Origin of the sequence: Reyranella sp., from assembly GCF_036558665.1 — a bacterium.
Lineage (GTDB): Bacteria > Pseudomonadota > Alphaproteobacteria > Reyranellales > Reyranellaceae > Reyranella.
In genome coordinates, this window is sequence record NZ_DATBFE010000066.1 from 1 (window position 1) to 25,548 (window position 25,548).

Sequence of the window (25,548 nt, forward strand, 5' to 3'; positions counted from 1 at the left end):
GTGAGCTCGACCTTCGACGAGCCGGCGAGCCGCCACGTGGCGGTGGCCGAGATGGTGATCGAGAAGGCCAAGCGCCTGGTCGAGCACAAGAAGGACGTGGTGATCCTCCTCGACTCGATCACCCGTCTCGGTCGCGCCTACAACACCGTGGTGCCGAGTTCGGGCAAGGTGCTGACGGGCGGCGTCGACGCCAACGCGCTGCAACGGCCGAAACGCTTCTTCGGCGCCGCGCGCAACATCGAGGAAGGCGGCTCGCTCACCATCATCGCGACGGCGCTGATCGACACCGGCAGCCGCATGGACGAGGTGATCTTCGAGGAGTTCAAGGGCACCGGCAACTCCGAGATCATCCTCGATCGCAAGGTCGCCGACAAGCGCACCTTCCCGGCGATCGACATCACCAAGTCGGGGACGCGCAAGGAAGAGCTGCTGGTCGATCGCGCGACGCTCTCCAAGATGTGGGTGCTGCGCCGCATCCTCATGCCAATGGGCGCGGTCGACGCCATCGAGTTCCTGCTCGACAAGCTGCGCACCGCCAAGACCAACGCCGACTTCTTCAGCTCGATGAACCAGTAGGGGCGACTCGGTTCCTCCCCTTGCCGGACTCCGGCAAGGGGAGGAAAGCCATAATGCCTACGCTCCCAGATCGGCCGCCACGGCGTGGCGCTGTTCGGGGCTGACGGTGACCTTGGTGCCGAACCACGCCTCGAAGCCCATCCGGCCCTGCTGGAGGAGCATGCCGAGCCCGTCGATGCAGCGCTGGCCGCGCGCGCGGGCGGCGGCCAGCAGAGGCGTTTCCAGCGGCACGTAGACGATGTCGTCGACCGCCGCCGTCATGGGCAGGCGGCCGAGATCGAGATCGAGCGGCGGCTGGCCTTTCATGCCGAGGGAGGTCGTGTTCACGAGCAGCGTCGCACCGTCGAGCATCGCCGCGCGTTCCTCCCAGCGCTCGATCGCGATCTGTCGTCCGTCGTTGGGCGTGAAGGCGAGACCAAGCTCGACGGCCGAGCTTTGCGTGCGATTGATCAGGCGCAGCTCGGGCACGCCGGCATCGATCAACGAGGCCACCACCGCGCGCGCCGCCCCGCCGGCGCCGAGGACGACGACCGGGCCCGCGGCCGCTTTCCAGTCGGGTACGCCTTCGCGCAGAGCGGCCAGAAAGCCGAAACCGTCGCTATTGCGGCCTTCCAGCGTTCCGTCGCGGTGCTTGATCACCGTATTCACCGCGCCGATGCGCATCGCGTCGGGATGGATACGATCCAAGAACGGCATGATCCCGATCTTGTGCGGCAGGGTGAGGTTGCAGCCTCGCGCGTTGGGCGTACGCCGCAGGAAGGCGACCAGCGCCTCAAGCGCGGCGGTCTTGGGTTCGACCGGCAGCCGGCCGTAATAGCCGTCGATCCTATGCTCTCTCAGCCAGAAGCCGTGCAACGCCGGCGAGCGCGAATGCTCGACCGGCCAGCCGACGATCGCGGCGAACGGCCGTCCGCGGGCCTCGGCCAGCAGTTTCTCGTAGGCGTTCATGCGGCCTTGGCCAGGCCGATGCCGTGACCGGCGAGGAACGAGAGCAGGGGCAGCAAGGGCAGGCCCAGGATCGTGAAATAGTCACCGTCGACGCGACTGAAGAGATGGGCGCCCAGGCCTTCGAGCTGATAGGCGCCCACCGAGCTCAGCACGCTGTCGCCGGCGCGCGCGAGATAGGCGTCGAGAAAGGCCTCGTCGAAGGGCCGCATGGTGAGCCGCGCCCGCTCGTTACAATGCCACAGCCGCTCGCCATCGCCCGCCACGACCACACTGGAGAAGAGCTCGTGGGTCTGGCCACGCAAGGCAAGGAGCTGCTTGCGCGCGGCCTCGATCGAGGTCGGCTTGTCGAACAGGCGCCCCTGGCAGGCGAGCGTCGAGTCACCGCCCACGACGAGCGTCTGCCGATGCCTGGCGGACACGCGCAAGGCCTTCAGCTCCGCCAGCCTCGCGGCGATCTCCTGCGGTGCGGCGCGGCTGCCGAGCAGGCTGCGCTTGGCGTCGTCCTCGTCGACGCCCGATGGTTCGACCTCGAAGCTGAGACCGGCGCTGGCGAGGAGCTGACGGCGGGAGGGGCTCGCGGACGCGAGAATGAGCGAAGGGATGGGCATGGAGTTACGGTTACGCTGGCTCCAGACGGAACAGTCCGCCGTCATCGCTTCGGGTCACGAGGTAGAGAAGCCCGTCGGGTCCCTGGCGCACGTCGCGAATATAGGGAAGACGCCCGACGAGCAACCGTTCCTCGCCGGCATAGCGTTCGCCCTCCACTCCGATGCGGAACAGGGCCTGGTTCGACAGCGCCCCGGTGAAGAGCGAGCCCCTCCACTGCGGGAACTTGTGGCCGGTGTAGAACGTCAGACCGCAGGGCGATATCGAGGGCACCCAGGTCCGCAGCGCGTCCTCCATGCCGGGCAGGTGGCGATTGTCGGTGATCTTGCTGCCGTCGTAGTTGGTTCCATAAGTGACCAGCGGCCAGCCGTAGTTGGCCCCCGGTTTCAGGACGTTGAGCTCGTCGCCGCCTTTGGGGCCGTGCTCGACTTCCCAGATGCGCCCGGTCTCGGGATGGAGTGCCAGCCCCTGCGGATTGCGATGGCCCCAGGAGAAGATCTCCGGCCGCGCGCCTTGGCGGCCAACGAACGGATTGTCCGGCGGGACCGAGCCGTCGTCATTCAGCCGCACGACCTTGCCGGCGAGGTCTCCCAGGTCTTGCGCCCGGTTCATCTGGAACCGGTCGCCGGTCGAGACATACATCTTGCCGGCCCGGTCGAAGACGATGCGCGAGCCGAGATTGAGATTGCCCGAGGCCCCGGGACGGGCCTCGAAGATCCGGACCACGTTGCGCAGCCCGCCATCGCCGAGCTCGGCTCGCGCAACCGAGGTCAATGAGAGCCGGCTGTCACCTGCAATATAGGAAAGATAGAGCACGCGGTTCTGCGCAAATCCCGGATGCAGGCAGATATCGAGGAGGCCCGCTTGCCCTGCGGCGTGCACCGCGGGCACACCCTCCAGCGGCCGTGGATCGAGCCGACCCTGGGCGAAGACCCGCAGGCGGCCCGGCCGCTCGGTGATCAGCATCCGGCCATCGGGCAGGAAGGCCATGCTCCAGGGCTGTTCGAGGCCGCGGGAGAGCGTCGTCAGGCCATAGGAGGCGCGCGCGCTCGGCATGGTGTCCTGCGCAAGGGTGCTGCGGTCGCGAACGACAGCGGGTATTGCGGCCATGGCCGATACAGCGAGAACGAACCGGCGCCGAACCATAGACCCTCCTCCGGGCAGGGATGCCTCCGGACTGGCGTATGAAAGGCCGGCCATTATACTCGGCCCGCCAAATCGGGAGCGTTCCGTGTCTGACCGCTATCTGCGTACCGGCATCTTCCTGGCGCCATTCCATGCGCTCGACGAAAATCCGACGCTCGCCCTCGAGCGCGACATGGAACTGCTCCAGCACCTCGATCGACTCAACTATCATGAGGCCTGGATCGGCGAGCATCATTCCGGCGGCTTCGAGATCATCGCCAGCCCCGAGATGTTCATCGCCGCGGCCGCCGAGCGCACGCGGCACATCCGCCTGGGGACGGGCGTCGTGTCGCTGCCCTATCACAATCCGTTCATGCTGGCCTCGCGCATGACCCAGCTCGATCACATGACGCGTGGGCGCGCCATGTTCGGGGTAGGTCCGGGTGCGCTGGTGCATGATGCGGCCAAGATGGGCATCAGGGCGGCCGATCAGCGCAGCCGCATGAACGAGGCGCTCGATGCGATCGTCGAGCTGATGGCGGGCAAGTCGGTGACGCGCAGGACCGACTGGTTCGACCTCAACGCCGCGCAGCTCCAGCTTCCGTCCTACAGCCAGCCCGGCATGGAAATGGCGGTGGCCTGCGCGCGCTCGCCGGTGGGCGCCGTGGCCTCCGGCCGGCACGGCATCGGCATGCTGTCGATCGGTGGCACGTCGGACGATGCGCTGCAGGCGCATGCCAACAACTGGAAGATCTACACTGACCACGCCCGGCAGAACGGCAAGACTGCCGATCGGGCCAAATGGCGTATCGTCACATTCGCCCATGTCGCCGAGACGCGAGAGCAAGCCCGCGAGGACGTGAAGTTCGGCCTCGAACGATTCACGCAGTATTTCACCGACGTGGCGACCTTCCCGATCCTGCCGCCTGGTATTACCGACCCGGTCGATTTCCTCACCAGGGAAGGCGTCGCCTGCATCGGCACGCCCGACGATTGCGTCAGGCATTTCGAGCGGCTGTGGCAGGGATCCGACGGCGGCTTCGGCGCCGTCCTCCTGCTGGCCAACAACTGGGCCGACTGGCCGGCGACACTGCGTTCCTACGAATTGATGGCGCGCTTCGTGCACCCGCATTTCCAGCGCCGCGCCAACACGTTACGCCAGTCGAGCTACGACATCGCCACCTCCAACCGTGGCACCTATTCGGCCCAGAGCCAGGCCGCCGTGGAGGGTGAAATCGCGAAATACGCTGCCGCCAAGTCGAAGCGGGCGGCGGAGTAGACCTGAACCTCGAGGGGAGTGGCCAATGCCGAAGTCGATCCTGATCCACGAGAATGGCGGACCGGAGAAGATGCAGCTCGCCGACGTCGAGGTCGGCAGTCCCGGTCCGGGCCAGGTCAAGATCAGGCATACCGCGATCGGGCTCAACTTCATCGACATCTACACACGCAGCGGCCTCTATCAGACGCCATTGCCCAATGCGGTCGGCCGCGAGGCTGCCGGTGTCATCCTGGAGGTCGGGCCCAAGACGCGGGGCTTCAAGAAGGGTGACCATGTCGCCTATTGCGGCGTGCTCGGCGCCTATTGCGAGGAGCGCCTGATGGGAACCGAGCAGCTTGTGCAGGTGCCCAAGGGCGTGAGTGACGAAGAGGCGGCGGCCATGATGCTAAAGGGCATGACGACCGAGTATCTCGTCGACCACACGCCCAAGGCCTGGCTGAAGAAGGGCGACACCATCCTGTTCCACGCCGCTGCCGGCGGCGTCGGCCTGCTGTTCGGCCAATGGGCCAAGGCACGCGGCTACAAGGTGATCGGCACGACCTCGTCGGCGGAGAAGGCCGCGCTCGCCAAGAGGAACGGCTACAAATGGGTGATCGACTACACCAGGGATGACGTCGTGGCCGAAGTGAAGAAGATCACCAAGGGCAAGGGCGTGCCGGTCGTGTTCGACGGCGTCGGCAAGGACACGTGGACCATCTCGCTCGATTGCCTGCAGCCGCGCGGGCTCATGGTATCGTTCGGCAATGCCTCCGGCGCGGTGCCGCCGGTAGCGCTCGGCATCCTGAACACCAAGGGCTCGCTCTACGTTACCCGCCCGAGCCTCGGCGCCTACACCGCGACCCGCAAGGATCTCGAAGCCTCGGCGAAATCTCTGTTCAAGATGGTGAAGAGCGGCAAGGTGAAGATCTCGATCGACCAGCGCTATCCGCTCGGCGAAGCGGGGCAGGCCCATATCGACCTCGAAAGCCGCAAGACCACGGGCCAGACGATCCTGGTGCCCTGAGCGTCGATGCCTCATCGGACAGCGCCACTGGAGTGGCACGCTTCCGTGAATGGCCGATGATCTGACGTGATGGACCGCATCGCATGGTGATCGTCGGTCTGACCGGGTCCATCGGCATGGGCAAGTCGACTGCAGCCAGGATGCTGCGGCAGATGGGTGTGCCGGTCTATGACGCCGATGCCGCCGTCCATGCCTTGCAGGCGCCGGACGGAGCGGCGCTCCCGGCGATCGAAGCAGCCTTTCCCGGCGTGGTGAAGGGCGGCGTGCTCGACCGTCAGGCCTTGGGCGCGCGCGTGTTCGGCGACAAGGAGGCGCTGCGCAAGCTCGAAGCCATCGTCCATCCGCTGGTGGCGCAACGGCAGCGGGCCTTCCTGAGACGGGCGGCTCGCGGCGGCGTGCCGCTGGTCGTGCTCGATATCCCGCTGCTGTTCGAGGGGCGCGGCGAGCGCCGTGTCGATGCCACCATGGTCGTGACGGCGCCGGTTTTCCTGCAGCGCCGGCGCGTGCTCGCGCGGCCGGGCATGACCACGGAGAAGCTCGCCGGCATCCTGCGCCAGCAGGTTCCCGACCGGACCAAGCGCCGGCTCGCAACCGTCATCATCCCGACCGGCCTCGGTCTCGCACCGACGCGGGCGGCACTCGCCAAGGCGGTCACGGCGCTCAAGCGGCGACCGGGGCGGTGCTGGCCGCCGCATCCGTGGCGGGAAAAATTCACAGCCAAGCTTGCTCGCGCCCGTCGCATCTGACGGCACTTGCCGCTAATAAGGGTCGCGTATGCGTGAGATCGTTCTGGATACGGAAACGACCGGCCTCGATCCGCTCGCCGGCCATCGTGTCGTCGAGGTGGGCTGCATCGAGCTCTTCAACACGGTGGCGACCGGCAAGACCTTCCACGCCTACTTCAATCCCGAAATGATCATGCCGACCGGGGCACAGGACGTTCACGGGCTCACCGATGAGTTCCTGTCCGACAAGCCGCTGTTCGCCGAGCGCGTGGAGGAGCTCCTGGCGTTCATCGGCGACGCGCAGCTCGTGATCCACAATGCCCAGTTCGATATCGGTTTCCTCAACGCCGAGCTGGAGCGTGTCGGCAAGCCGAAGCTCATCAATGCCTATGTCGACACGGTCTCGATGGCGCGCCGCAAGTTCCCCGGACAGCGCGTCAGCCTCGACGCACTCTGCGAACGCTTCAGCGTCGACAATTCCAGCCGCACCAAGCACGGCGCACTGCTCGACTCGGAATTGCTGGCCGAGGTCTATCTCGAGCTGAGCGGCGGCCGGCAGCGCGACCTGGGTCTGGCTCCGGAATTCGCGGCGGCCGCGGCCGGCTTCGTGGCCGTGGCGGGCGCCGCGGTGCGTCCGGCACGTCCCCATGCCGCGAGCATTGCCGAGCTCGCGGCCCATGCCGCATTCCTGAAGATGATCAAGGACGCGATCTGGCTGAAGGCTTAGTTGGATCCCGTCTTAGGAGCGCGCTTCCAGTGGCGCCCATGGGCTGTCGGAACAAGACGAAGATGCGTCACGGGAGTGACGCGCTCCCTTGAAGGCTCAGGCGTGCCCTACCGGGCCGCCGGGGATGCCCGGAATCTGGCCGCCGGCAGCCTCGAGTTGCTGGCGGTAGAGCGCCACGAAGTCGACGGGGGCGATGTTGAGCGGCGGAAACCCGGCCTCGCGTGTGGCATTGGCGACGATCGCGCGCGCAAAGGGGAAGAGCAGACGCGGAGTCTCGATCAGCAGCAGCGGCCCGAACGCCTCCTGGGGCACCTCGCCCAGGCTGACCGTGCCGGCATAGACGAGCTCGAGCATGAACAGCGGCTCCTTTTCCGGCGTCTGGGCGCTCGCCTCGAGACTGAGCGCCACCTCGAAGGTCTTGGCCTCGAACTGCCGGGTCGACACGTTGACGTTCAGCGTGAGTTGCGGCTGTTTCTGCTCGATCAGGCTCTGCGGCGCGCGCGGGTTCTCGAAGCTCAAGTCCTTGATGTACTGGCCATGCAGGGTGAGGGGATTCGTTTGTGGCTGGGAGCCGGCGGGACCGGGACCGACAGGCGGCGGAGTCGTGGTCATTTGCTTTCTTTCGCTGCTGAAAGGCTCTGGAGGGGTGTCGGCGGGTACCATGCAGGGCTGCACTGCACAAGACGCGGGCAGGGGCAGTCTGAGGCAATTGCCAAGGCAGCGGCGCTTGGTGGACAATAATGTCCCTATATTCTGCGCGGCTTGGCACGGCTATGAACGGCTCTTCTCTGCGTCCCCTGGTTGGTATCACTGCCTGTCTGAAGGAAAACGGCCGGGGCGGTTGGCACCACACCGTGGGGGACAAGTACGTCCAGGCAGCGATCCGTGCCGTAGGCGGCCTGCCGGTGCTGATCCCCGCCTTTGGCAGGGAGTTTGCCGAAGACCATGCCATGACCGAGGCGCTGGACCGTCTCCTCGATATGCTCGACGGCATTCTGCTGACGGGCAGCCCGTCCAACGTCGAGCCGCACCACTATGGCGGCGAGCCGAGCCGCGACGGGACAGCACACGACGCCGCGCGCGATGCCACGACGCTGCCCTTGATCCGGCATGCCGTCGAACGCGCTGTCCCGCTGTTCGCGATCTGTCGCGGCCTTCAGGAAGTGAACGTGGCGATGGGCGGCTCGCTGCACCAGCTGGTGCACGAGGTCGAAGGACGCCGCGACCATCGCTCGCCGAAGTCGCTCGACACCGACGTGAATTACGCCCCCGCCCACGACGTCGAGATCGTCGAAGGCGGCCTGCTGCATCGCCTCCTCGGCAGGCAGCGCGTGACGGTGAATTCGCTGCATGCCCAGGGGGTCGACAAGCTCGCGCCCTGTGCGCGGCTCGAGGCGGTCGCCGACGATGGCCAGGTCGAGGCCTTCAGCCTGCCCGATGCGCCGGCCTTCGCGCTTGCGCTGCAGTGGCATCCCGAGCACCGTGCGCTGGAAAATCCGGTATCGATAAAAGTGTTCGATGCCTTTGCCGTCGCCTGCCGGACGCGTGCCGCAGCGCGCCTCGGCCTGGCGCTGCGCATCGCTGCCGAATAGGTGTTCGATGGACGGTGCCACGCGCAACAATGCCCGCCGCGACTTCTACGAGCGTCTCGGCAGTCTGTCGATGGCGCCGCTTTGGGAGTCGCTGCACCAGCTCGTGCCGCCGCAGCCCGCGCCCAGGTACGTGCCGGCGGCCTGGGATTACGACAAGGTGCGCCCCTTCCTGATGGAGTCGGGGGCGTTGATCACTGCCAAGGAAGCGGTGCGCCGGGTACTCATCCTGGAAAATCCCTCGATGCCGGGCAGCGCCTGCATCACGCCGACGCTCTATGCCGGCCTGCAGCTCATCCTGCCGGGCGAGATCGCGCCCAGCCACCGCCACACCCAGTCAGCGCTGCGCTTCATCGTCGAGGGCGAGGGCGCATACACCGCCGTCGATGGCGAACGCACCATCATGCGGGAGGGCGACTTCGTCATCACGCCGACCTGGACCTGGCACGACCACGGCAATGACTCCGCGAAGCCGATGGTCTGGCTCGACGGGCTGGACATCCCGCTGGTGGCGATGTTCAACGCAGGCTTCGCCGAGAACGGTGCCGAGGACGAGCAGGCCGTGACCGCGCCGGTCGGCACCTCGGACGCAAGGTTCGCGAGCGGCCTCCTGCCGGTCGACTGGAAGCCGGCCAGGCAGACCTCGCCGATCTTCAACTATCCCTATGCGCGCACACGCGAGGCGCTGGCGGGCCTCGCCAAGGCCGGGCCGCCCGATGCCTGCCATGGCTACAAGCTCCGCTACGTCAATCCGGCGAGTGGCGGCGCGCCGATTGCCACCATGGGCACCTTCATGCAGCTCCTGCCCAAGGGCTTTGCGACCGCGCCCTGTCGCAGCACCGACGGTACCGTGTTCTCCGTCGTCGAGGGCGAAGGCGAAAGCACGATCGGCGAGAGGACCTTCCGCTGGAAGAAGCGCGACCATTTCGTCGTGCCGAGCTGGGCCAAGGTCGTGCACAAGACCAGGAGCGACGCCGTGCTGTTCTCCTTCTCCGATCGCCCGGTGCAGGAGCGGCTGGATCTCTGGCGCGAGGACCGCGGCGGAAAATAGCGGCGGCCCATGATGGGCGCCCGGGAAACGGATTCCGATCAAATGAATCGAGCGGGGTGAGCATCCAGCAGCCAATCCGTTTGGCGGCCGGCAATGCTCGCCGGCGTCATCCCAGATCGGGACGAGCCACTGAGTGCCAAACCCAAAGGGCAAATATTACCAGACCGATAGTCTCGACTGGGTGAGTCACAGCCAACTGGACGAGCGCATTCATGCCACGCTCCTTTCGCTGCTCCTTCACAATAGTAAATCATTCGGCGCACGAGGTGGAGCCGGTCACGCACTTGACGCAACAAGCTTCAGAGAAACCGAAACATTGATTGCTGCTTGCCTCAGGCCCGTCGTTGCGCAGCGACCGAACCGGCGCATTGGTCGGTGTTCAGCAACCGGCGCAGCTTGAGGTCGTAGGCGTCTGCATACTCGGCCCGATCGTTCGACAGGTAGACGAACAGGCTGCAGGCATCGGACTGGTAGCGCAGCACGCGCGTGGCGGCATCCTTGCGGTCGAGGGCCGGCATGCCGAACGTCGCACGAAGCTGCTGCTCGTCCATGCCCTTGATTCGGCCCACCGGGATCGGACGCCCGGCATTCGCCGAGTGGAAAATGCCCTGTTCGTTGCTGGAGAGGGAATATTGCGGGGTCGATTCCGAGACGCAGCCGCCGAGAAGAAGGGCGGCCGCAGCAAGCGAGAGGGCAGACTTCATAACCTCGATCCTAACGCGGACCGGCCGGTGGATTGAAGGGGCGGGCCACGGCCGCTGGCGGTGTGAGCGTCTGCGCCACATGCACCATGGCCGCCGTGCCAACGACGGGCACGATCAGGTTCACGACCGGAATGGTGCCGAAAAATGCGATGACGATTCCGGTTGCCCACAGGATTCCGGCATTGGCCCGCCGCCAGGCCTTGACTTCGGCCGGGCTCAGGCGGCGCAGCGCTACCTGTTCATAGTAGAGACGCGCGGTGAGCCAGCCATTCAGCGCATAGAACAGGACGGCCCCGGATCCGAAGAACAACAAGGCGAGCAGATAGGGCACGAGCAGGACAAGATTGAGTGCGATCACCGCGATCAGGAACACCACGCCGGTCCAGATCGCCGTCCAGACCGGAATGCCGCGAGCCCTTCCAAGCTGTGGATAATGCGCGCTTTCCACGATGTCGGCGATTCGCTCCATGAAGATCGAGATCACGATGCCGAAGCTCGCCGGAAACAGCATCAATGCCAGGACCAGCACGGCCGCGCTGCCCAGCCAGCGGACGGCGCTGTTGACCCAGTCCCATTGAAAGGTGGCGAAGGATTGCAGCGCCCACCAGGCGACGCCCACGATCGCCGCCTGCAGCAGGAGCGAAAGCAGCAGCGACTGCCAGATGACGCCGCGCAGCCGTGGATCGCCGAGTTGCTGAACGGCAAGCTCGAAGGCGCGGATCACCTGTTCCGAGCCTGTGGGGCGAAGGGCCTTTGCGAGGCGGGAAGGATCCTTCGCGTCGCTCGGGACGACACCGTCATTGTGGACCGACGATCCCTGCCGTCCTGAGTTCGCCGATCTCCTTTGCAGAGAAGCCGCGCTCGCCCAGCACCTCGTCGGTGTGCTGGCCACGCTTGGCGGCCGGCCCTTTGATCCCCTCCTTGGTGCGTGAGAAGCGCGGCGCTGCGGCCGGCTGCGCAAAGCCCGAAACGTCGACATAGGCGTTGCGCGCCTTGGCATGCGGATGCTGCGACGCCTCCTGCATGGTGAGCACGGGCGCGAAACAGATGTCGCTGCCTTCCATGATCGCACACCATTCATCGCGGGTCCTGGTCTTGAAGATCTGGGTGAGTCGCCCCTTGAGCTGCGCCCAGGCCTTGCGGTCCATCTGCGCCGGCAGCGACTGGCCCGTGAGGCCGGTCTTCTCGAGCAGCAGCTCGTAGAATTGCGGCTCGATCGACCCCACCGAGACGAATTTTCCGTCCTTGGTCTCATACGTGCCGTAGAAGTGCGCGCCGCCGTCCAACATGTTGGCCTCGCGCTCGTCCTTCCAGAGGCCGGCGCCCGCCATGCCATAGACGCCGCCCAGCAGCAGCGCCGCACCGTCGACCATCGCCGCATCGATCACCTGGCCCTTGCCCGAACGCTGCGCCTCCAAAAGACCGCACACCATGCCGAAGGCCAGCAGCATGCCGCCGCCGCCGAAATCGCCGACGAGGTTGAGCGGCGGCGTCGGCTTGTCCCTGGCGCCGATGGCATGCAGCGCACCGGTCAGGGCGATGTAGTTGATGTCGTGCCCGGCCGCCTTGGCGAGCGGGCCTTCCTGGCCCCAGCCGGTCATGCGACCATAGACCAGCTTGGGGTTGCGCTTGAGACAGATGTCGGGTCCGACGCCCAGCCGCTCGGCGACACCTGGACGGAACGGCTCGGTGACGCCGTCGGCCTTGTCGATCAGGCGTAACGCGACCTCGATGCCCTCCTTCTTCTGGAGATCGATCGAGACCGAGCGGCGGCTGCGATTGTGCACCGCGTATTTCGGATCGGCGAGCCGGTCCATGACGTGGCTCTTGGTGCGATCGATGCGGATCACATCGGCGCCCATGTCGCCCAGCATCATCGAGCACATCGGGCCCGGGCCGATGCCGGCCAGTTCGACGATCGTCAGTCCCGAGAGCGGACCCGCCATGACTTCCCTCCTGCGAAATGGGCAATCGCCATGGGAAGAGCTTTCGATGGCCCGCGGCCTGGAGTCAATGCAAGAGGTGACTCGTGAAGAAGGCCTCGACCCGCCGAATGGCGTCGGCGTGGGCGGCCGGATCTTCGCCAACGATCGGCACCACGCCGGCACGGGTCGTGTAGGCCACGAGTTCGCGGTGTTTTGCGCCCGGCCAATCGAAATCGTGGTAGGCCCCGGGATAGGCATGGATTTCGACCGGCGCGCCGCGGGCGGCGGCGCGATCGACGACCTGCCGGCACGGCGCGGCCGGGGTCCAGACATCGAGCTCGCCGATCAGGACGAGGAGCGGGATCGAGGTTGTCCAATCGGAGCCGAGCCGCTGCTCGTTGCATGAGCCGGGGTAGAACGCCACGGCCGCCGCAAAATCCGGCCCTGCGGGGGCAGCCGGCCGTGCCCGGCTTTGCGTCCCGACGGCGAACAAGGTCGCGCCGCCGCCGTTGGACCAGCCGACGAGTCCGATCCGGTCGTGCTGCACGAAGGAGAGAGCCTGCAAATAGACGAGCGCACCGTAGGCATCGGCCGGGCGACGCCTGTAGAGCCATTCCTTGAAACCGGAGCGCGAGCATATCTCGCCGGAACCGCGCGGCGTGAGACTGTCGACCATCAGCACGCCGATGCCCTTGTCGTTGAGCTTGCCGGCCCAATCCATCTCGCGCGACATGATCCTGTGGCTGACGCTGGAGATCAGGCCGCCGCATCCATGCAGGAAGACGACCGCCGGGAATGTGCCGACCGCATCGGGAGGACGGAAGAGATAACCGTCCAGCTGAGTCGGGGGTGAGCTCCCGTCGCCGTCGCGCGAGGCGAATTGGACCTTCTCCTGGGCGATCGCATTGCTCGAAATTGCGATCAGGAAGATGAGACAAAGAGCAGGCAGTGATCGCATGTCGCGGCACAGTAGCCGATCCGGCGAGGTCGGTCTAAAGTCCGCGCCGCCGGAGAGGGTCGGAGGAAGCGAATGGGGCTGGGCCGGTTTTTGACGTCTGCAGCGCTTGCGCTCACCGTTGCGGGAACGGCGCTGGCGCAACAGGCGGCGCAGCCTGCACAGACGTCTCCTCCCAGGGAATACAACCAGCGCTTCCTCGTGCCGGGATCGTCGTTCCATGGCGTGCACGGCATCGCGTTCAACAAGGACGACCAGCTTTTCGCAGGCTCCGTGGTGGGGCAGACGCTTTACCATGTGCAGGTCGATTCGGGTGAAGTCGACCGCGTGGTCGAACCGCCGGCCGGCATGGCCGACGACATCGCCTTCGCCGACGACGGCACGATGGCGTGGACGGCGTTCCTCATCGGCAAGGTCTATGTCCGCCGGCCCAACGGCAAGGTCATCGAGGTGGCCAATGGAATGTCGGGACCGAACGGAGTCGGCTTCACCAAGGACGGCCGGCTGTTCGTTTCCGAGGTCTTCCTGGGCGACGCGCTCTACGAGATCGATTTGAAGAACGTCGACAAGCCCGACTTCAAGCCGTTCGCGCGCAAGGAGCTGCGACTGGTGGCCGAGAAGCTGGGCGGCCTGAACGGCTTCGAGATCCGCCGCGACGACGGCTTCCTCTACGGGCCGCTCTGGTTCAAGGGCCAGGCGGTGAAGATCAATATAGAGACCGGTGCCGTCGAGGTCGTCGCCTCGGGTTTCACCACGCCCGCCGCAGCGAATATAGACCCGCAGAACCGTGACAATCTTTTCGTCGTCGATACCGGAACGGGTGACATCTGGAGCGTGAGCCTCACCAGCAAGGCGAAGAAGCTGGTGGCGACGCTGAAGCCGGGCCTAGACAATCTCGCCTTCGATTCACGCGGCCGGCTGTTCGTGAGCTCGATGACGGACAATGCGATCTACCTTGTCGACAAGCAGACGGGCGCGGCCCGCACGATCGTGGAGGGCAAGCTTGCCGTTCCCGCGGACCTCGCCGTCGTTACGGAGAACGGCAGGGAGACGGTCCACGTCGCCGACGTTTTCAGCTATCGCACGGTCGACGGCGCGACCGGCACGGTGAGCGACGTGCTGCGCGTGCATGGCGACACCCATTCCTATCCGATCGGCATTTCCGTGGGGCCGCGCAACGTCCTCCTGTCGAGCTGGTTCTCCGGCACCGTGCAGAAGGTCGACCGCAAGACCGGCAAGCTCGCGGCATCCCTCGGTGACTTCGCCCAGCCAGTCGATGCCGTCGAGGGCAACGACGGCACGCTCTATGTCGCGGAACTGGGCAGCGGCAACCTCGTCAAGGTGAGCCCCGACGGCAAGACGCGCACCAACCTTGCGAAGGATCTCCGCGCGCCGGTGGCTATGGCGCAGGGGCCCAACAATGTCGTCTACGTGACGGAAATCGCGGCGGGCGCGGTGACCCAAGTGGATGTCGCCTCCGGCGCACGCAAGGTCGTGACGGACGGGCTGTCGGCGCCGGAGGGGATCGATGTCGGGCCGGACAACAGACTCTATGTCGCCGAAGTCGGCCAGAAGCGCATCGTCGCCATCGATCCTGCAACAGGCGCCAAGACGGTGATCGCCTCCAATCTCGACATCGGCCTGCCGACCTATCCCGGTGGGCCGCCTGCATTGGTGCCTACCGGCGTCGCGGTCGCCAGGTCCGGCACGATCTATGTGAGCTCCGATCTGCGCAACGCGCTATACAAACTGACGCCACCGGCGCCCGAAAAGTGAAAAGATCGCTCGCTGTGCTCGGGATGACGCACTCTAGTCTTCCGAGCGAGACGAGGGATCCTCGAGTCCCAAAGGATCTGCTTTATATGCCCGGTATTCCCTTCATCAAGGACTTCAGGTTCGACTACGGCACGGCAATGGAAGTGACGCCGCTGATCCGCCGTGTCGTCGCCAAAAATCCAAACCCCTTCACCTTCAAGGGCACCGGCACCTATATCATCGGCCACGGCAAGGTCGGGATCGTCGATCCCGGTCCCGACCTCCAGGATCATGTCGACGCGGTGCTGCGCGCGGTGCGCGGGGAGACGGTGACGCACATCTTCGTCACCCACACGCACGTCGACCATGTCCCGGCGACGCCGGCGCTCGCCAAGGCGACGGGAGCCAAGGTCTATTCGTACGGCCCGCATCCCCGGCCGCCGGCCGGCGAACATGCCGAGGAGGGCGGCGATCTGTCCTTCGCGCCCGATATCAAGCTCGGCGACGGCGATGTCGTTCAGGGCGACGGCTGGAATGTCGAGGCGATCCACACGCCCGGCCACATCTCCAATCATCTCTGTTTCGCGGTCCGCGAGGACAAGGCTCTGCTGTCGGGGGATCATGTGATGGGTTGGTCGACGGCCGTCATATCGCCCCCCGACGGCAACATGGCCGACTATTTCGCGAGCCTGCGCAAGCTTCTGCCGCGCGGCGAGACGCTCTACATCCCGACCCACGGCGCGGAGATCCGCAATCCCGGACCGTTCGTCGAGGCCTATATCGAGCATCGCCTGGGCCGTGAGGCGCAGATCCTGGCGCGCCTCGGGGAGGGCCCGCAGACGATCCCGCAAATGGTGGCCAGGAACTACGCCGACACGCCGATGCACCTCCATGCCGCGGCCGGCCGCTCGATGCTGGCCCATCTCATCCAGATGGTGAAGGACGGGCGAGTGAAGACCGATGACGGCCGCGCGAAGATCGACAGCGTTTATCGGCTCTAGCGTACGGAGGAATACCGCATGGATCTCAAGCTTTCCGGCAGGACGGTGCTGATCACGGGGGGCAGCCGCGGCATCGGCTTCGCCTGCGCCATGGCGTTCGCCGCCGAAGGTTGCACGGTGCACATCGCCTCCCGGTCGAAGGAATCACTCGAGAAGGCACGCGACGCGATTCGCGGCAGGCACAACGTGCCGGTTGAAATCCATCCTGCCGATTTCTCGAAAGGCGACGCAGTGCGCAGTATCGTCGAGGCTGTGGGGCACGCGGACATCCTCGTGAACAACGCGGGCGCCATCCCGCGCGGCGACATCTTCGGCATGACCGAGCCCAAGTGGCGCGAGGCGTGGGAGCTGAAGGTGTTTGGCTACATCAATGCCACGCGCGCGATGCTGGAGAGGATGTATGCGCGCAAGCACGGTGTCGTGGTGAACGTGATCGGGCTCGCGGGCGAGGCCTACAACTACGACTATGTCGCGGGCACGATGGCCAATGCGGGCCTGATGGCCTTCACCCGTGCGGTCGGTTCGAGGAGCGTCGATCACGGCGTGCGTATGGTGGCAATCAATCCGCCGGCGACCCGCACCGACCGCATGCTGACGTTGCTGCGCGGCCAGGCGGAACAGAAATTCGGCGACCCCGAGCGCTGGAAGGAGCTCACCACCCACATGCCCTTCGGTCGTCCTGCCGAGCCGGACGAAGTGGCCGATCTTGCCGTGTTTCTCGCGTCTGATCGCGCAAGCTATATCAGCGGAGTCGTGGTGACGTTGGATGGCGGACAGGCCGCCCGACACTGACCGGGCGTCAGTCGAAATCGGTCGGCGTCGATAGTGCGGCGATGCTCGGCTCACGAGCCCATGAGAGGCGCTCGCGCGCATTGTCGATCGTCGGATTGTGCAACGATGTCGCGGGCGCCGGGGGCGCCTTCGTGATCCGGATGGCCGTCGCGGGCGCCGGGCGGCCGACGGCGGCGACCGTCGCGACCGCTAGGAGAAGAATACCCGCCATCGCACTGGGCATATAGCCCCACGCTCGGCTGTGACGCCAGCGAGGAAAGGCGACGATGCCAATCGTCGCCAACAACACGGCAAATCCCAAAAGCACCGCGTGCTCTCCGTGATCCATTCTCCTAGAGAACGGTCGGAGGGCACGCGGGTTCCGCCATATTTTCGCCGCGAGTGGCGTTCTGATCAGTAGAACTTGTAGTTCAGGCCGACGCGGACCAGGTTGCCTACACCACTTCCGGCGGTGACGGCCGTGGTGCTCGGCGTCGACAGCGACGTGTCGGGCGTACCCAGGTACAGATATTCGAGCTTGGCGCTCCACCTGCTGTCGAGATGGCCTTCGACGCCGCCGCCGACGGTGTAGGTCCAGAAGTTGTTGGAGGCGTTGAAGTAGCCGCCGCCGGCCGTGTCATAGCCGTTCAGCGTCTGGTGGCCCCACACCGCGCCGCCGGTGATGTAGGGCATGACCGAACCGACCGGATAGCCGACTCGCGCGCGGAAGGTAGAGAACCACGGCACGGCCTCCTGCGCCGCAATGGTCGACGGGCCGGCGCCGCCGGCCACGTTCGAGGTCTGCGTCGAACCCTGGAAATCGATCTCGCCGCCCAGGAGCACGGGACCCAGGAGGTAATTGTAGCCGGCCTGCACACCACCGACAAAGCCGCTGCCGGTTCCGGTGAAGCCGCCGAGAGTGCCGTTCTCGGTAATGGCGGCCGATGTCTGGTTCCACAGCCCGCCGGCATTGAGACCGGCGTAGAGGCCTTCCCAGTAGGGATTGGCCGGCTGCGCCTCAGCGACAAGCGGCGCCGCCGATGCCGCCGCCGCGACAGCGGCAATAGCGATCGAAGTCCGTAGCTTCATGACACACTCCACAACGCAGTTGAAAGAGAAGGGGTCGTCGGTGGGTGCGCGGAGTGAGCCGCCGAAAAGCGGCACTCGAAGGGCATCAGCTTGGAGGAGAAAAGACAGCATCGGGCTGTGACGCGCACGCATCAGTCGTGCGTGTGATACCAACGACGAGTTGTCCGCGGTCACCGCTTCGCCGCGAACCGATCATGAATCGAATGCGGCGAAAACACGCTCGGCGTTCATCCACAGTGCAGGTGGAGCAGCGCAAAGCTAGTGTGCGCTCCGACCGATGTCCGACCCGCTTTCGATCGCACGTGGCCTGCTGCATTCCGTCTTTGGCTTCCATGCTTTCCGCCCTGGACAGGAAGAAATCGTGCAGGCCGTTCTCGACGGCGAGAACGTACTCGCGGTCATGCCCACGGGTTCGGGCAAGTCGCTCTGCTATCAGCTGCCCGCCATTGCCCGGCCGGGGCTCACCGTCGTGGTGTCGCCGCTGATTGCCCTCATGCGCGATCAGGTTCGTGCGCTCATGGCCGCCGGCGTCGCGGCCGCCACTCTCAACTCGAGCAACGAGCCCGGACGGAACGCCCATGTGCTCGACCTCCTGCGCCGCCGCGCGTTGCGGCTTCTCTATCTGGCGCCCGAACGTCTGGCGCGGCCCGATACAGTCGAGATGCTGGCCAAAGCAAACGTTGCGATGATGGCGATCGACGAAGCCCATTGCGTCTCGCAATGGGGTCACGACTTCCGTCCCGAATATCTTGCTCTGGGAAGTCTTGCGCGTCAGATCGGCGGCCGGCTGCAGACCGTCGCCCTCACCGCGACGGCCGATGCGGCGACGCGGGACGACATCGTCGACAAACTGTTCGCCGCGCCGCCGCGCGTGTTCGTGAGGAGCTTCGACCGACCCAACCTGCGGCTCGCATTCAAGGCCAAGGAGCGCTCCTCACGGCAGGTGTTGGCCTTCGCCCGCGCGCACCCGGGCGAAAGCGGCATTGTCTATTGCGCCTCGCGGCGCAAGGCCGAGGAGCTGGCGCAGGCGCTCAAAGCCGTCGGTATCGACGCCCTGCCCTATCATGCCGGCCTCGACAAGGCAGTGCGCGATGCGCACCAGGACGCATTCCAGCAGCGGGATGGCGCGGTGATGACGGCGACCGTGGCGTTCGGCATGGGCATCGACAAGCCCGACGTGCGGTTCGTCTGTCACGCCGACCTGCCGGCCAACGTCGAGGCGTACTACCAGGAGATCGGCCGCGCCGGACGCGACGGCCTCGCGGCCGACACTCTCACCCTCTACGGGCTCGACGACATGCGCCTGCGCCGTCTGCAGATCGAGCAGGGCGATGCGTCCGAGGCGCGCAAGCGCATCGAGCGGCAACGGCTCAATGCCTTGCTGGCCTTGGCCGAGGCGCCGCGTTGCCGTCGTCAGACGTTGCTGGGCTACTTCGGCGAGCCGTCGGCACCCTGCGGCAACTGCGATCTCTGCCAGGACGGCGTCGAGCGCTTCGACGGCACTGTTGAAGCGCAGAAGATCATGTCGGCCATCATCCGCACCGGCGAGCGCTTCGGCATCGAGCATCTGGTCGCCATCCTGTGCGGCGAGCGGACGGACAACGTACTGAAGTTCGGGCACGACAGGCTGCCGACCTTCGGTGTCGGAGCAGACCGCCGCAACGTCGAATGGCGTGCGATCTTCCGCCAGCTCTCTGCGCTCGGCCTCGTCGCTCAAAACCTGCGGGAACATGGCCGGTGGTCGGTAACGGACGAGGGCTGGCGGGTATTGAAGGGCGAGCTCCGGATCGAGCTGCGCAGGGAACTTGCCACTCCCAAGGCGTCGCGCCAGGGCAACCGGGCCGCCGCACCGGCGATCGTGCGCGATGCCGACGAAGCGCTTCTGGTCGCCCTCAAGACGCTGCGCGCCAAACTCGCACAGGCACAGAAGGTGCCGGCCTACGTCGTCTTTTCCGACCGCACCCTGATCGAGCTCGCGACGCACCGTCCGGCCACGCCTCGTGCGATGCGCGAGATCCATGGCGTCGGCGACAGCAAGCTCGAGCGCTATGGCGCCGCCTTTCTCGATGTCGTACGGAGTTTCAATCGATGAGATCGAATGCCGCTACTCCGCCGCGCGAGGCTGCTCGGCGACGGGCGCGCGACGCTGGAACTCCTCCTTGATGGCGCGATTGACGTCGAAATGGACCTGTAGGGCATCGGCACGCGGCACCCACATGCGGGCCACCAGGATGTAACTGGCGTCGGCCACGGTATCGACGCCGATCTCGGCCGCGCGCGTGATGCGCTGGTCGCGAGCCACGATCTCCTTCACGCGTTCGATGGCGATGCCGACGTCATCGGCGAGCGGCCGGGTGAACCTGAGCTCGATGCGCTCGATGTCGTTGCGTGAGGGGATCTTGACGATATGACCCCACAGCATGCCGTTGGGAAAGACGACCCGCACATTGTCGTCGCTGTCGAGCTCGCTGTAGAACAGGTTGATCTCGCGCACCGTGCCGACAATGCCGCCGGACTCGATGCGGTCGCCGACATGGAACGGCCGGAACAGCACGATCATGATACCGGCGGCGAGATTGCTGAGCGTTCCCTGCAGTGCCAGGCCGATGGCGAGGCCGGTGGCGCCCAGAACGGCGACGATGCTGGTCGTGGCGATGCCGAAACTCGCCAGAACGGCGACAACCGTGAAGATCAGGACGGCGTAGCGCGCACCGTTGGCGAGGAAAAGCGTGATGGTGCGGTCGATGCGCGGCAGACGCAGGCAGAACCGTACGATGGCCGTATGAATCAGCCGCGCGGCGATCCATCCACCGATCAAGATGGCGACGGCACCGATGACGCGCAGCCCGTAGTTCGTGATCAACGCCACCACAACATTGGCGGCGTTGATCCATTGTCGTTCCATTACGTACTCTTAAACCGTGGCCAGACGATCATCCCCAGTGGCCCTCGACATAGACCCAGCCGCGCGGATGTTGCTCCCAGCGGCCGGGGATCCAGACTGCGCCGCGCCGCGGCGCGCTGACATAATGACCGCCGATCCAGACATATTCCGCGCCGTTCCAGCGCCAGTGACCCGGTTGCCAGGTTTCTACGCTGACCCGGTCGGATGGCGGCGCCGGGACGACTTCAACACGCGGCGCCGGTGGCGCAGTCGGGACGTACACCACATCTTGCGCATACACGGCGCCGGCCAGCACAGTGGCGCCGACCACAAGCGTCAGACCGCCGAACAGGCCCCGTCGGTCAAAGCTAGACATGTTGTTCCTCCGTATTTCAGGACGGAGTAGCAACGGCGAGCCGCCAGAGGCGGTTGCCGCCTTTGGTTCGCCGCAGGAAAGCCTGAATCGGCTCGTGCGGCCGGGCTGCGGAAGCTATGGCCGGGTGTCGTTGGCGAGAATGAAGTCGCGTACGCGCGGCATGATCTGTTCGCGCCATTTGCGGCCGTTGAAGATGCCGTAGTGGCCGACGCGCGGTTGTTCCCAGTGGACGTGCCGTGCCCCGGGAATGTTGGGCGTAAGAGCATGCGCGGCCTTGGTCTGGCCGACGCCCGAGATGTCGTCGAGCTCGCCTTCGACCGTCATCAGCGCTGTCCCGATCGCCGAGGGATCGATCTTGCGGCCGCGACTCACCCAGGCACCGCGCGGCAACTGATGCTCCTTGAACACGACCTGGATGGTCTGGAGGTAGAACTCGGCCGTGAGGTCCATGACCGCGAGATACTCGTCATAGAATGACCGGTGCGAGTCGGCGTTGTCGTCGTCGCCTTTGATCAGATGTTCGAACTGTCGCATATGCGCGTTGATATGCCGATCGAGATTCATGGAAATGAAGCTCGTGAGCTGCACGAAGCCCGGATAGACACGCCTCATCGCTCCGCGATAGTTGATCGGTACCGTCGAGATTACGTTTTGACGGAACCACATCATCGAGTTGCGCATCGCGAGGTCGTTCGGCGCAGTCGGGCTGAGGCGTGTGTCGACCGGGCCACCCATCAGCGTGAGCGAGCGCGGCTGGCGTGGATCATTGGCCTGCGCCATCAGCGACGCGGCAGCAAGCACCGGCACTGACGGCTGGCAGACTGCGATCACGTGCACGTCCGGGCCAAGATAGCGGCAGAAGTCGATGATGTAGTCGACATAGTCGTCGAGGTCGAAGTTGCCCTGAGCGAGCGGCACCTCGCGCGCGTCCGCCCAGTCGGTGATGTGCACGTCGTGCTCGGGCAGCAGCGCCTCGACCGTGCCCCGCAAAAGGGTCGCGAAATGCCCGCTCATCGGCGCCACCAGCAGCACCTTCGGATCGCGCCGTACCGTATCGCGCCGGAAGCGCATGAGCTGGCAGAACGGCTTGCGCACCAGGATCTCTTCGTTGACAGCCACGGTCTCGTCGCCCACCCGGGTGGTCGCCAGACCGAACGCCGGCTTGCCGTAGTTCTGCGTGAGGCGCGCGACGATCTCGGCGCTCGCTGTCACCGACTTGCCGAACCAGGTTTCGGCCCAGGGATTGTACGGGCTGGAGTAGATCCGGCCGAGAGCGCCTGCCCACAGTCGCACGGGATGGGCAAGCTGGCGGTTCACTTCGTACGCGTAGTACAGCACATTTGTATCTAACATACTGTTTTCGTTTCTCTTTATGTACAGCCCACGATGGAAACGTCCGTCGTCGAGCTGCCGCGGCTGAACGGGGGTAACGCCGCGCGGCACCGCAGGTGGTACCAAAATATAGGGCGAACCTGACTGAATTGCCGCACCTTTATTGTGGCAATGCAGCATGGACTTTGGTCTAAGGCGCGGCTGCACGAGGCGTGCGGCTGGAGCCGAAGCTCAAAGCAGATCGACAGCTCAGAGCAATCGCTCGACCGCGGAAGCGATCGTCTCGGCCTTGCTCTGGTCGGTGAAGTGGGTGACGAACCGGGCCCGGCGATCGAGGAGATAGATGATCGACGAATGATCCATCAGATAGGGCCCGCCATCCTTGCCCGGCACTTTCTGGTAATAGACCCGGTAGGCCTTGGCGACCGCTGCGATCTGCTCCGGCGTCCCGGTCAGACCTTCGATGGTGGGGCCGAAGTTGCCGACATAGCCCTTCATCAGCTTCTGCGTGTCGCGCTCGGGATCGATGGTGATGAACACCAGATTGACCTTCTTCGGTCCGTCGGGGCCGAGCTTCTCGGCTGCCGACTCCATCAACAGCAGCGTCGTCGGACAGACGTCAGGACAAAAAGTGTAGCCGAAATAGAGCAGGGTCGGCTTGCCCTTGAGGTCGGCGTCGGTGATGGTTCGGCCGTCCTGATCGGTGAGCGAGAACGTGCCGCCGATCGTGGGTTGATTGCCGCGCCAGGCATCCCAGCCGATCCAGCCGGCGGCGCCGACGAGAACGAGGATCCAGACTCCGAGCACGGCCTTCATGGTGCGTGACATGGCCCGAACATGGTCGAGTGTCATCGCCTCGACAAGTCCGGCCGCTGGTCGCACGTTGCAGTGGGGAAATGAAGAGGAGCACAAAGAAGTGAGCATCGATCTCGTGCGGCTGGCGAAGGCTGCGGACTACGCCGCCCGCCGACATGTCAACCAGCGTCGCAAGGGCGAGGCCGCCGAGCCCTATGTCAACCATTTGACAGAAGTGGCGCTGCTTCTGGCCGAGGCGACGGATGGGGAGGACCCCGTGCTGGTCATGGGCGGGCTGTTGCACGACACGATCGAGGATACCGGCACCACCTTCGCCGATCTGCGAGAGCGCTTCGGCACCGAGGTCGCAGAGCTGGTGGTCGAGGTGAGCGACGACAAGGGCCTGCCCAAGCAGGAGCGCAAGCGGCTCCAGGTCGAAACGACAGTGCACAAGTCGCGGCGCGCCAAGCTTCTGAAGATTGCCGACAAGACTTCCAACCTGCGCGGCCTCGTGCTCAGCCCGCCGGCGGGATGGACAAAGCAACGGCTTGCCGACTATGTCGAATGGGCCGGGGCGGTGGTGAGGTCTTGCCGCGGGCTTAACGTCGCCCTCGAGGCCGAGTTCGACCATGCCCATGCCGAGGCCAAAGCTCGATTTGGCGCCTGACGGCAAGATCAAGGACGCCGCCTTGAGCAGTCCTAACCCTGCACGATCGGCGCAACGGCGCGGGCGATGGCGAGCAGGCGCGCGTCGGCCATCGTCTCGCCCATCAGCATGAAGCCGACCGGCAGTTCGCCCGCGGCATGGCAGGGAAGGCTGATGGCACAACGGTCGAGGAAGTTTCCGACCATGGTGTTGCGCAGCAACAGCATGTTTTTCCGGGCGAAGCCCTCGGGCGTGGAGACCTCGGTGAGAGTTGGCGCCACGATGGCGCAGGTCGGCATGGCGACCGCATCGTAGTTCGAGGTGACGGCGGCGATGCGCGCCTGCAGATCGGCGCGCGCTCCCAGAAGATCGATATAGTCCGCAGCACTCATCTCCTTGCCACGCATGATGCGGGGATGGACGAGCTGGTCGTAATCCCTGCCGCGGCGCGCGATCAGCTTCTGGTGCCAGGCATAGGCCTCGGCCGCGGCGAAGCCGCCCTTGGCATTGACGGTGGGCAGCTCGTCGAGGTGCGGCAACTCGATTTGCTCGATCTTCACGCCCTTCGCGCCGAGGGCCTGGCAGGCGCGCTCGAAGGCACGGGCGACGATGTCGTCGAGCTCCGCCATGACGAACTGCCGGGGGACGCCCAGGCGCAGGCCGGCCAGCGGCGCGGCGTTCGGCACGGCGGTCGGCTGCCCCGCAAACACCGCATCGACGATGGCACAGCATTCGACCGAGTTCGCGAGAGGGCCGATGGAATCGAGCGAGGTCGAAAGCGGAACCACGCCGTCGATCGGCACGCGTCGTGCCGTGGGCTTGAAGCCGACGAGGCCGCACACTGCGGCGGGAATGCGGACCGAGCCGCCGGTATCGGTGCCGAGGGCGGCCACCGCCATGCCGTCGGCGACCGACACTGCGGCACCGGAAGAGGACCCGCCCGGAACGCGCGCCCGGTCGACAGGATTGCCCGGCGTGCCGTAGTGCGGATTGAAGCCGACACCCGAGAAGGCGAACTCGCTCATGTTGGTGCTGCCGACGATCACGGCGCCGGCGGCGCGGAGGCGCGCCACGACCGGCGCGTCGTGTCCGGCCGGCGGGGCGTCGTCGAGCGCGATGGAACCGGCCAGCGTGGTCTCGCCGGCAACGTCGCACAGGTTCTTGATCGAGACCGGAATACCGGCCAGCGGCGAGGGCACGAGGCCTGCCTTGCGCAACGCGTCGCTTGCCCGCGCCGCCGCCAGCGCCTGTGCCTTGTAGACCTTGATGAAGGTACGCTTGCCCTCGCCCTTGGGATCCTCGATGCGGGCAAGGGCCTGCTCGGTGAGCGCGGCAGAAGTGGTACGGCCGGCGGCCAGCTCCGCGGCGAGTTGTTGGATCGTGGACTTGGCCATCTTGCCTCGTGCTGCTCCCTTACTTGGCGCGGTTCTTCACCAGATCGTCGACGACCGCGGGATCGGCAAGCGTCGAGATATCGCCGAGATTGCCGAAATCGTTCTCGGCGATCTTGCGCAGGATGCGGCGCATGATCTTGCCCGAACGCGTCTTGGGCAGGCCGGGCGCCCACTGTATGACGTCGGGTGAGGCGATCGGGCCGATCTCCTTGCGCACCCAGCCCGAGAGTTCCTTGCGCAGCTCCTCGGACGGCTGCTGGCCCGCCTTCAGGGTCACGTAGGCATAGATGCC

28 protein-coding genes are annotated in these 25,548 nt (G+C 65.7%); 12 read left to right on the forward strand and 16 right to left on the reverse strand.

Annotated elements, in window-relative coordinates:
* Positions 1 to 576, forward strand: a 576-nt coding sequence (gene rho, locus VH499_RS10035) for a transcription termination factor Rho (protein ID WP_332052582.1), incomplete at its 5' end; no start/stop codon positions are given.
* A 57-nt stretch (positions 577 to 633) separates the two neighbouring features.
* On the opposite strand, the gene VH499_RS10040 is transcribed toward rho, so the two are convergent.
* Genes VH499_RS10040 through VH499_RS10050 form a run of 3 tightly spaced genes read right to left on the reverse strand, consistent with a single transcriptional unit; the run spans position 634 to position 3,276 of the window.
* Positions 634 to 1,524 (reverse strand): shikimate dehydrogenase, encoded by an 891-nt coding sequence (locus tag VH499_RS10040; protein ID WP_332052583.1) that lies wholly within the window; start codon positions 1,522 to 1,524, stop codon positions 634 to 636.
* Positions 1,521 to 2,132 (reverse strand): nucleoside triphosphate pyrophosphatase, encoded by a 612-nt coding sequence (locus tag VH499_RS10045; protein WP_332052584.1) that lies wholly within the window; start codon positions 2,130 to 2,132, stop codon positions 1,521 to 1,523. Before VH499_RS10045 ends, VH499_RS10040 begins: the two co-directional genes overlap by 4 nt.
* Positions 2,133 to 2,142: 10 nt before the next feature.
* Complete coding sequence (locus VH499_RS10050) at positions 2,143 to 3,276, reverse strand: PQQ-dependent sugar dehydrogenase (protein ID WP_332052585.1); 1,134 nt, start codon at positions 3,274 to 3,276, stop codon at positions 2,143 to 2,145.
* 85 nt (positions 3,277 to 3,361) lie between these two features.
* Between VH499_RS10050 and VH499_RS10055 the strand changes: the two genes are divergently transcribed.
* From VH499_RS10055 to dnaQ, 4 genes are all read left to right on the forward strand, one after another.
* A complete protein-coding gene (locus VH499_RS10055) occupies positions 3,362 to 4,534 on the forward strand; it encodes an LLM class flavin-dependent oxidoreductase (protein ID WP_332052586.1) in 1,173 nt (390 codons plus the stop codon).
* 25 nt (positions 4,535 to 4,559) lie between these two features.
* The gene (locus tag VH499_RS10060; protein WP_332052587.1) at positions 4,560 to 5,537 is read left to right on the forward strand and encodes a quinone oxidoreductase; all 978 of its coding nucleotides are present in this window, start codon (positions 4,560 to 4,562) and stop codon (positions 5,535 to 5,537) included.
* A gap of 83 nt (positions 5,538 to 5,620) precedes the next feature.
* Positions 5,621 to 6,283: a dephospho-CoA kinase gene (gene coaE, locus VH499_RS10065; RefSeq protein WP_332052588.1), complete on the forward strand. Its 663-nt coding sequence runs from the start codon at positions 5,621 to 5,623 to the stop codon at positions 6,281 to 6,283.
* A 28-nt stretch (positions 6,284 to 6,311) separates the two neighbouring features.
* Positions 6,312 to 6,989, forward strand: a complete 678-nt coding sequence (gene dnaQ / locus VH499_RS10070; protein WP_332052589.1) for a DNA polymerase III subunit epsilon — start codon at positions 6,312 to 6,314, stop codon at positions 6,987 to 6,989.
* A gap of 96 nt (positions 6,990 to 7,085) precedes the next feature.
* Here dnaQ and secB read toward each other — a convergent pair whose 3' ends face one another.
* Positions 7,086 to 7,601 carry a protein-export chaperone SecB gene (secB, locus tag VH499_RS10075; protein WP_332052590.1) on the reverse strand — a complete coding sequence of 172 codons (516 nt, stop codon included), beginning with the start codon at positions 7,599 to 7,601 and terminating at the stop codon, positions 7,086 to 7,088.
* A 161-nt stretch (positions 7,602 to 7,762) separates the two neighbouring features.
* Between secB and VH499_RS10080 the strand changes: the two genes are divergently transcribed.
* Positions 7,763 to 8,581, forward strand: coding sequence for a gamma-glutamyl-gamma-aminobutyrate hydrolase family protein (locus VH499_RS10080; RefSeq protein ID WP_332052591.1), 819 nt, complete (start codon positions 7,763 to 7,765; stop codon positions 8,579 to 8,581).
* A gap of 7 nt (positions 8,582 to 8,588) precedes the next feature.
* Positions 8,589 to 9,629: a gentisate 1,2-dioxygenase gene (gtdA, locus tag VH499_RS10085; RefSeq protein ID WP_332052592.1), complete on the forward strand. Its 1,041-nt coding sequence runs from the start codon at positions 8,589 to 8,591 to the stop codon at positions 9,627 to 9,629.
* Between the two features lie 332 nt (positions 9,630 to 9,961).
* Here the strand turns inward: gtdA and VH499_RS10090 are convergent, their stop codons facing one another.
* From VH499_RS10090 to VH499_RS10105, 4 genes are all read right to left on the reverse strand, one after another.
* Positions 9,962 to 10,333, reverse strand: coding sequence for a hypothetical protein (locus VH499_RS10090; RefSeq protein WP_332052593.1), 372 nt, complete (start codon positions 10,331 to 10,333; stop codon positions 9,962 to 9,964).
* Between the two features lie 10 nt (positions 10,334 to 10,343).
* Positions 10,344 to 11,057, reverse strand: a complete 714-nt coding sequence (locus VH499_RS10095; RefSeq protein ID WP_332052594.1) for an EI24 domain-containing protein — start codon at positions 11,055 to 11,057, stop codon at positions 10,344 to 10,346.
* Positions 11,058 to 11,130: 73 nt separating this feature from the next.
* Positions 11,131 to 12,279 (reverse strand): CaiB/BaiF CoA-transferase family protein, encoded by a 1,149-nt coding sequence (locus VH499_RS10100; protein WP_332052595.1) that lies wholly within the window; start codon positions 12,277 to 12,279, stop codon positions 11,131 to 11,133.
* A gap of 64 nt (positions 12,280 to 12,343) precedes the next feature.
* Positions 12,344 to 13,216: a dienelactone hydrolase family protein gene (locus VH499_RS10105; RefSeq protein ID WP_332052596.1), complete on the reverse strand. Its 873-nt coding sequence runs from the start codon at positions 13,214 to 13,216 to the stop codon at positions 12,344 to 12,346.
* Between the two features lie 72 nt (positions 13,217 to 13,288).
* On the opposite strand from VH499_RS10105, the gene VH499_RS10110 reads away from it, so the two are divergent.
* The 3 genes from VH499_RS10110 to VH499_RS10120 all read left to right on the forward strand — a co-directional run bounded on the left by VH499_RS10110 (position 13,289) and on the right by VH499_RS10120 (position 16,761).
* Positions 13,289 to 14,989 (forward strand): hypothetical protein, encoded by a 1,701-nt coding sequence (locus VH499_RS10110; protein ID WP_332052597.1) that lies wholly within the window; start codon positions 13,289 to 13,291, stop codon positions 14,987 to 14,989.
* Positions 14,990 to 15,075: 86 nt separating this feature from the next.
* Positions 15,076 to 15,969, forward strand: coding sequence for an MBL fold metallo-hydrolase (locus tag VH499_RS10115; protein ID WP_332052598.1), 894 nt, complete (start codon positions 15,076 to 15,078; stop codon positions 15,967 to 15,969).
* Positions 15,970 to 15,987: 18 nt separating this feature from the next.
* The gene (locus tag VH499_RS10120; protein ID WP_332052599.1) at positions 15,988 to 16,761 is read left to right on the forward strand and encodes an SDR family oxidoreductase; all 774 of its coding nucleotides are present in this window, start codon (positions 15,988 to 15,990) and stop codon (positions 16,759 to 16,761) included.
* A 7-nt stretch (positions 16,762 to 16,768) separates the two neighbouring features.
* Here the strand turns inward: VH499_RS10120 and VH499_RS10125 are convergent, their stop codons facing one another.
* Together VH499_RS10125 and VH499_RS10130 are read right to left on the reverse strand one after the other, a co-directional pair.
* Complete coding sequence (locus tag VH499_RS10125; protein WP_332052600.1) at positions 16,769 to 17,089, reverse strand: DUF3309 domain-containing protein; 321 nt, start codon at positions 17,087 to 17,089, stop codon at positions 16,769 to 16,771.
* A 65-nt stretch (positions 17,090 to 17,154) separates the two neighbouring features.
* Positions 17,155 to 17,829, reverse strand: a complete 675-nt coding sequence (locus tag VH499_RS10130; protein ID WP_332052601.1) for an outer membrane beta-barrel protein — start codon at positions 17,827 to 17,829, stop codon at positions 17,155 to 17,157.
* 277 nt (positions 17,830 to 18,106) lie between these two features.
* On the opposite strand from VH499_RS10130, the gene recQ reads away from it, so the two are divergent.
* Positions 18,107 to 19,921 carry a DNA helicase RecQ gene (recQ, locus tag VH499_RS10135; protein ID WP_332052602.1) on the forward strand — a complete coding sequence of 605 codons (1,815 nt, stop codon included), beginning with the start codon at positions 18,107 to 18,109 and terminating at the stop codon, positions 19,919 to 19,921.
* 12 nt (positions 19,922 to 19,933) lie between these two features.
* On the opposite strand, the gene VH499_RS10140 is transcribed toward recQ, so the two are convergent.
* From VH499_RS10140 to VH499_RS10155, 4 genes are all read right to left on the reverse strand, one after another.
* Entirely contained in the window at positions 19,934 to 20,734 is an 801-nt protein-coding gene (locus VH499_RS10140; protein ID WP_332052603.1) for a mechanosensitive ion channel family protein, read from the reverse strand.
* Between the two features lie 28 nt (positions 20,735 to 20,762).
* On the reverse strand, positions 20,763 to 21,089 hold the full coding sequence (locus VH499_RS10145; RefSeq protein WP_332052604.1) for a hypothetical protein: 327 nt from the start codon (positions 21,087 to 21,089) through the stop codon (positions 20,763 to 20,765).
* Between the two features lie 114 nt (positions 21,090 to 21,203).
* A complete protein-coding gene (locus VH499_RS10150) occupies positions 21,204 to 22,427 on the reverse strand; it encodes a polyhydroxyalkanoate depolymerase (RefSeq protein WP_332052605.1) in 1,224 nt (407 codons plus the stop codon).
* A gap of 243 nt (positions 22,428 to 22,670) precedes the next feature.
* Entirely contained in the window at positions 22,671 to 23,249 is a 579-nt protein-coding gene (locus VH499_RS10155; protein WP_332052606.1) for an SCO family protein, read from the reverse strand.
* Between the two features lie 88 nt (positions 23,250 to 23,337).
* On the opposite strand from VH499_RS10155, the gene VH499_RS10160 reads away from it, so the two are divergent.
* Entirely contained in the window at positions 23,338 to 23,883 is a 546-nt protein-coding gene (locus tag VH499_RS10160; protein ID WP_332052607.1) for an HD domain-containing protein, read from the forward strand.
* A gap of 32 nt (positions 23,884 to 23,915) precedes the next feature.
* On the opposite strand, the gene VH499_RS10165 is transcribed toward VH499_RS10160, so the two are convergent.
* Positions 23,916 to 25,256, reverse strand: a complete 1,341-nt coding sequence (locus VH499_RS10165; protein ID WP_332052608.1) for an amidase — start codon at positions 25,254 to 25,256, stop codon at positions 23,916 to 23,918.
* A gap of 19 nt (positions 25,257 to 25,275) precedes the next feature.
* A partial coding sequence (locus VH499_RS10170; RefSeq protein ID WP_414709771.1) for an AMP-binding enzyme occupies positions 25,276 to 25,548 on the reverse strand: 273 nt, incomplete at its 5' end.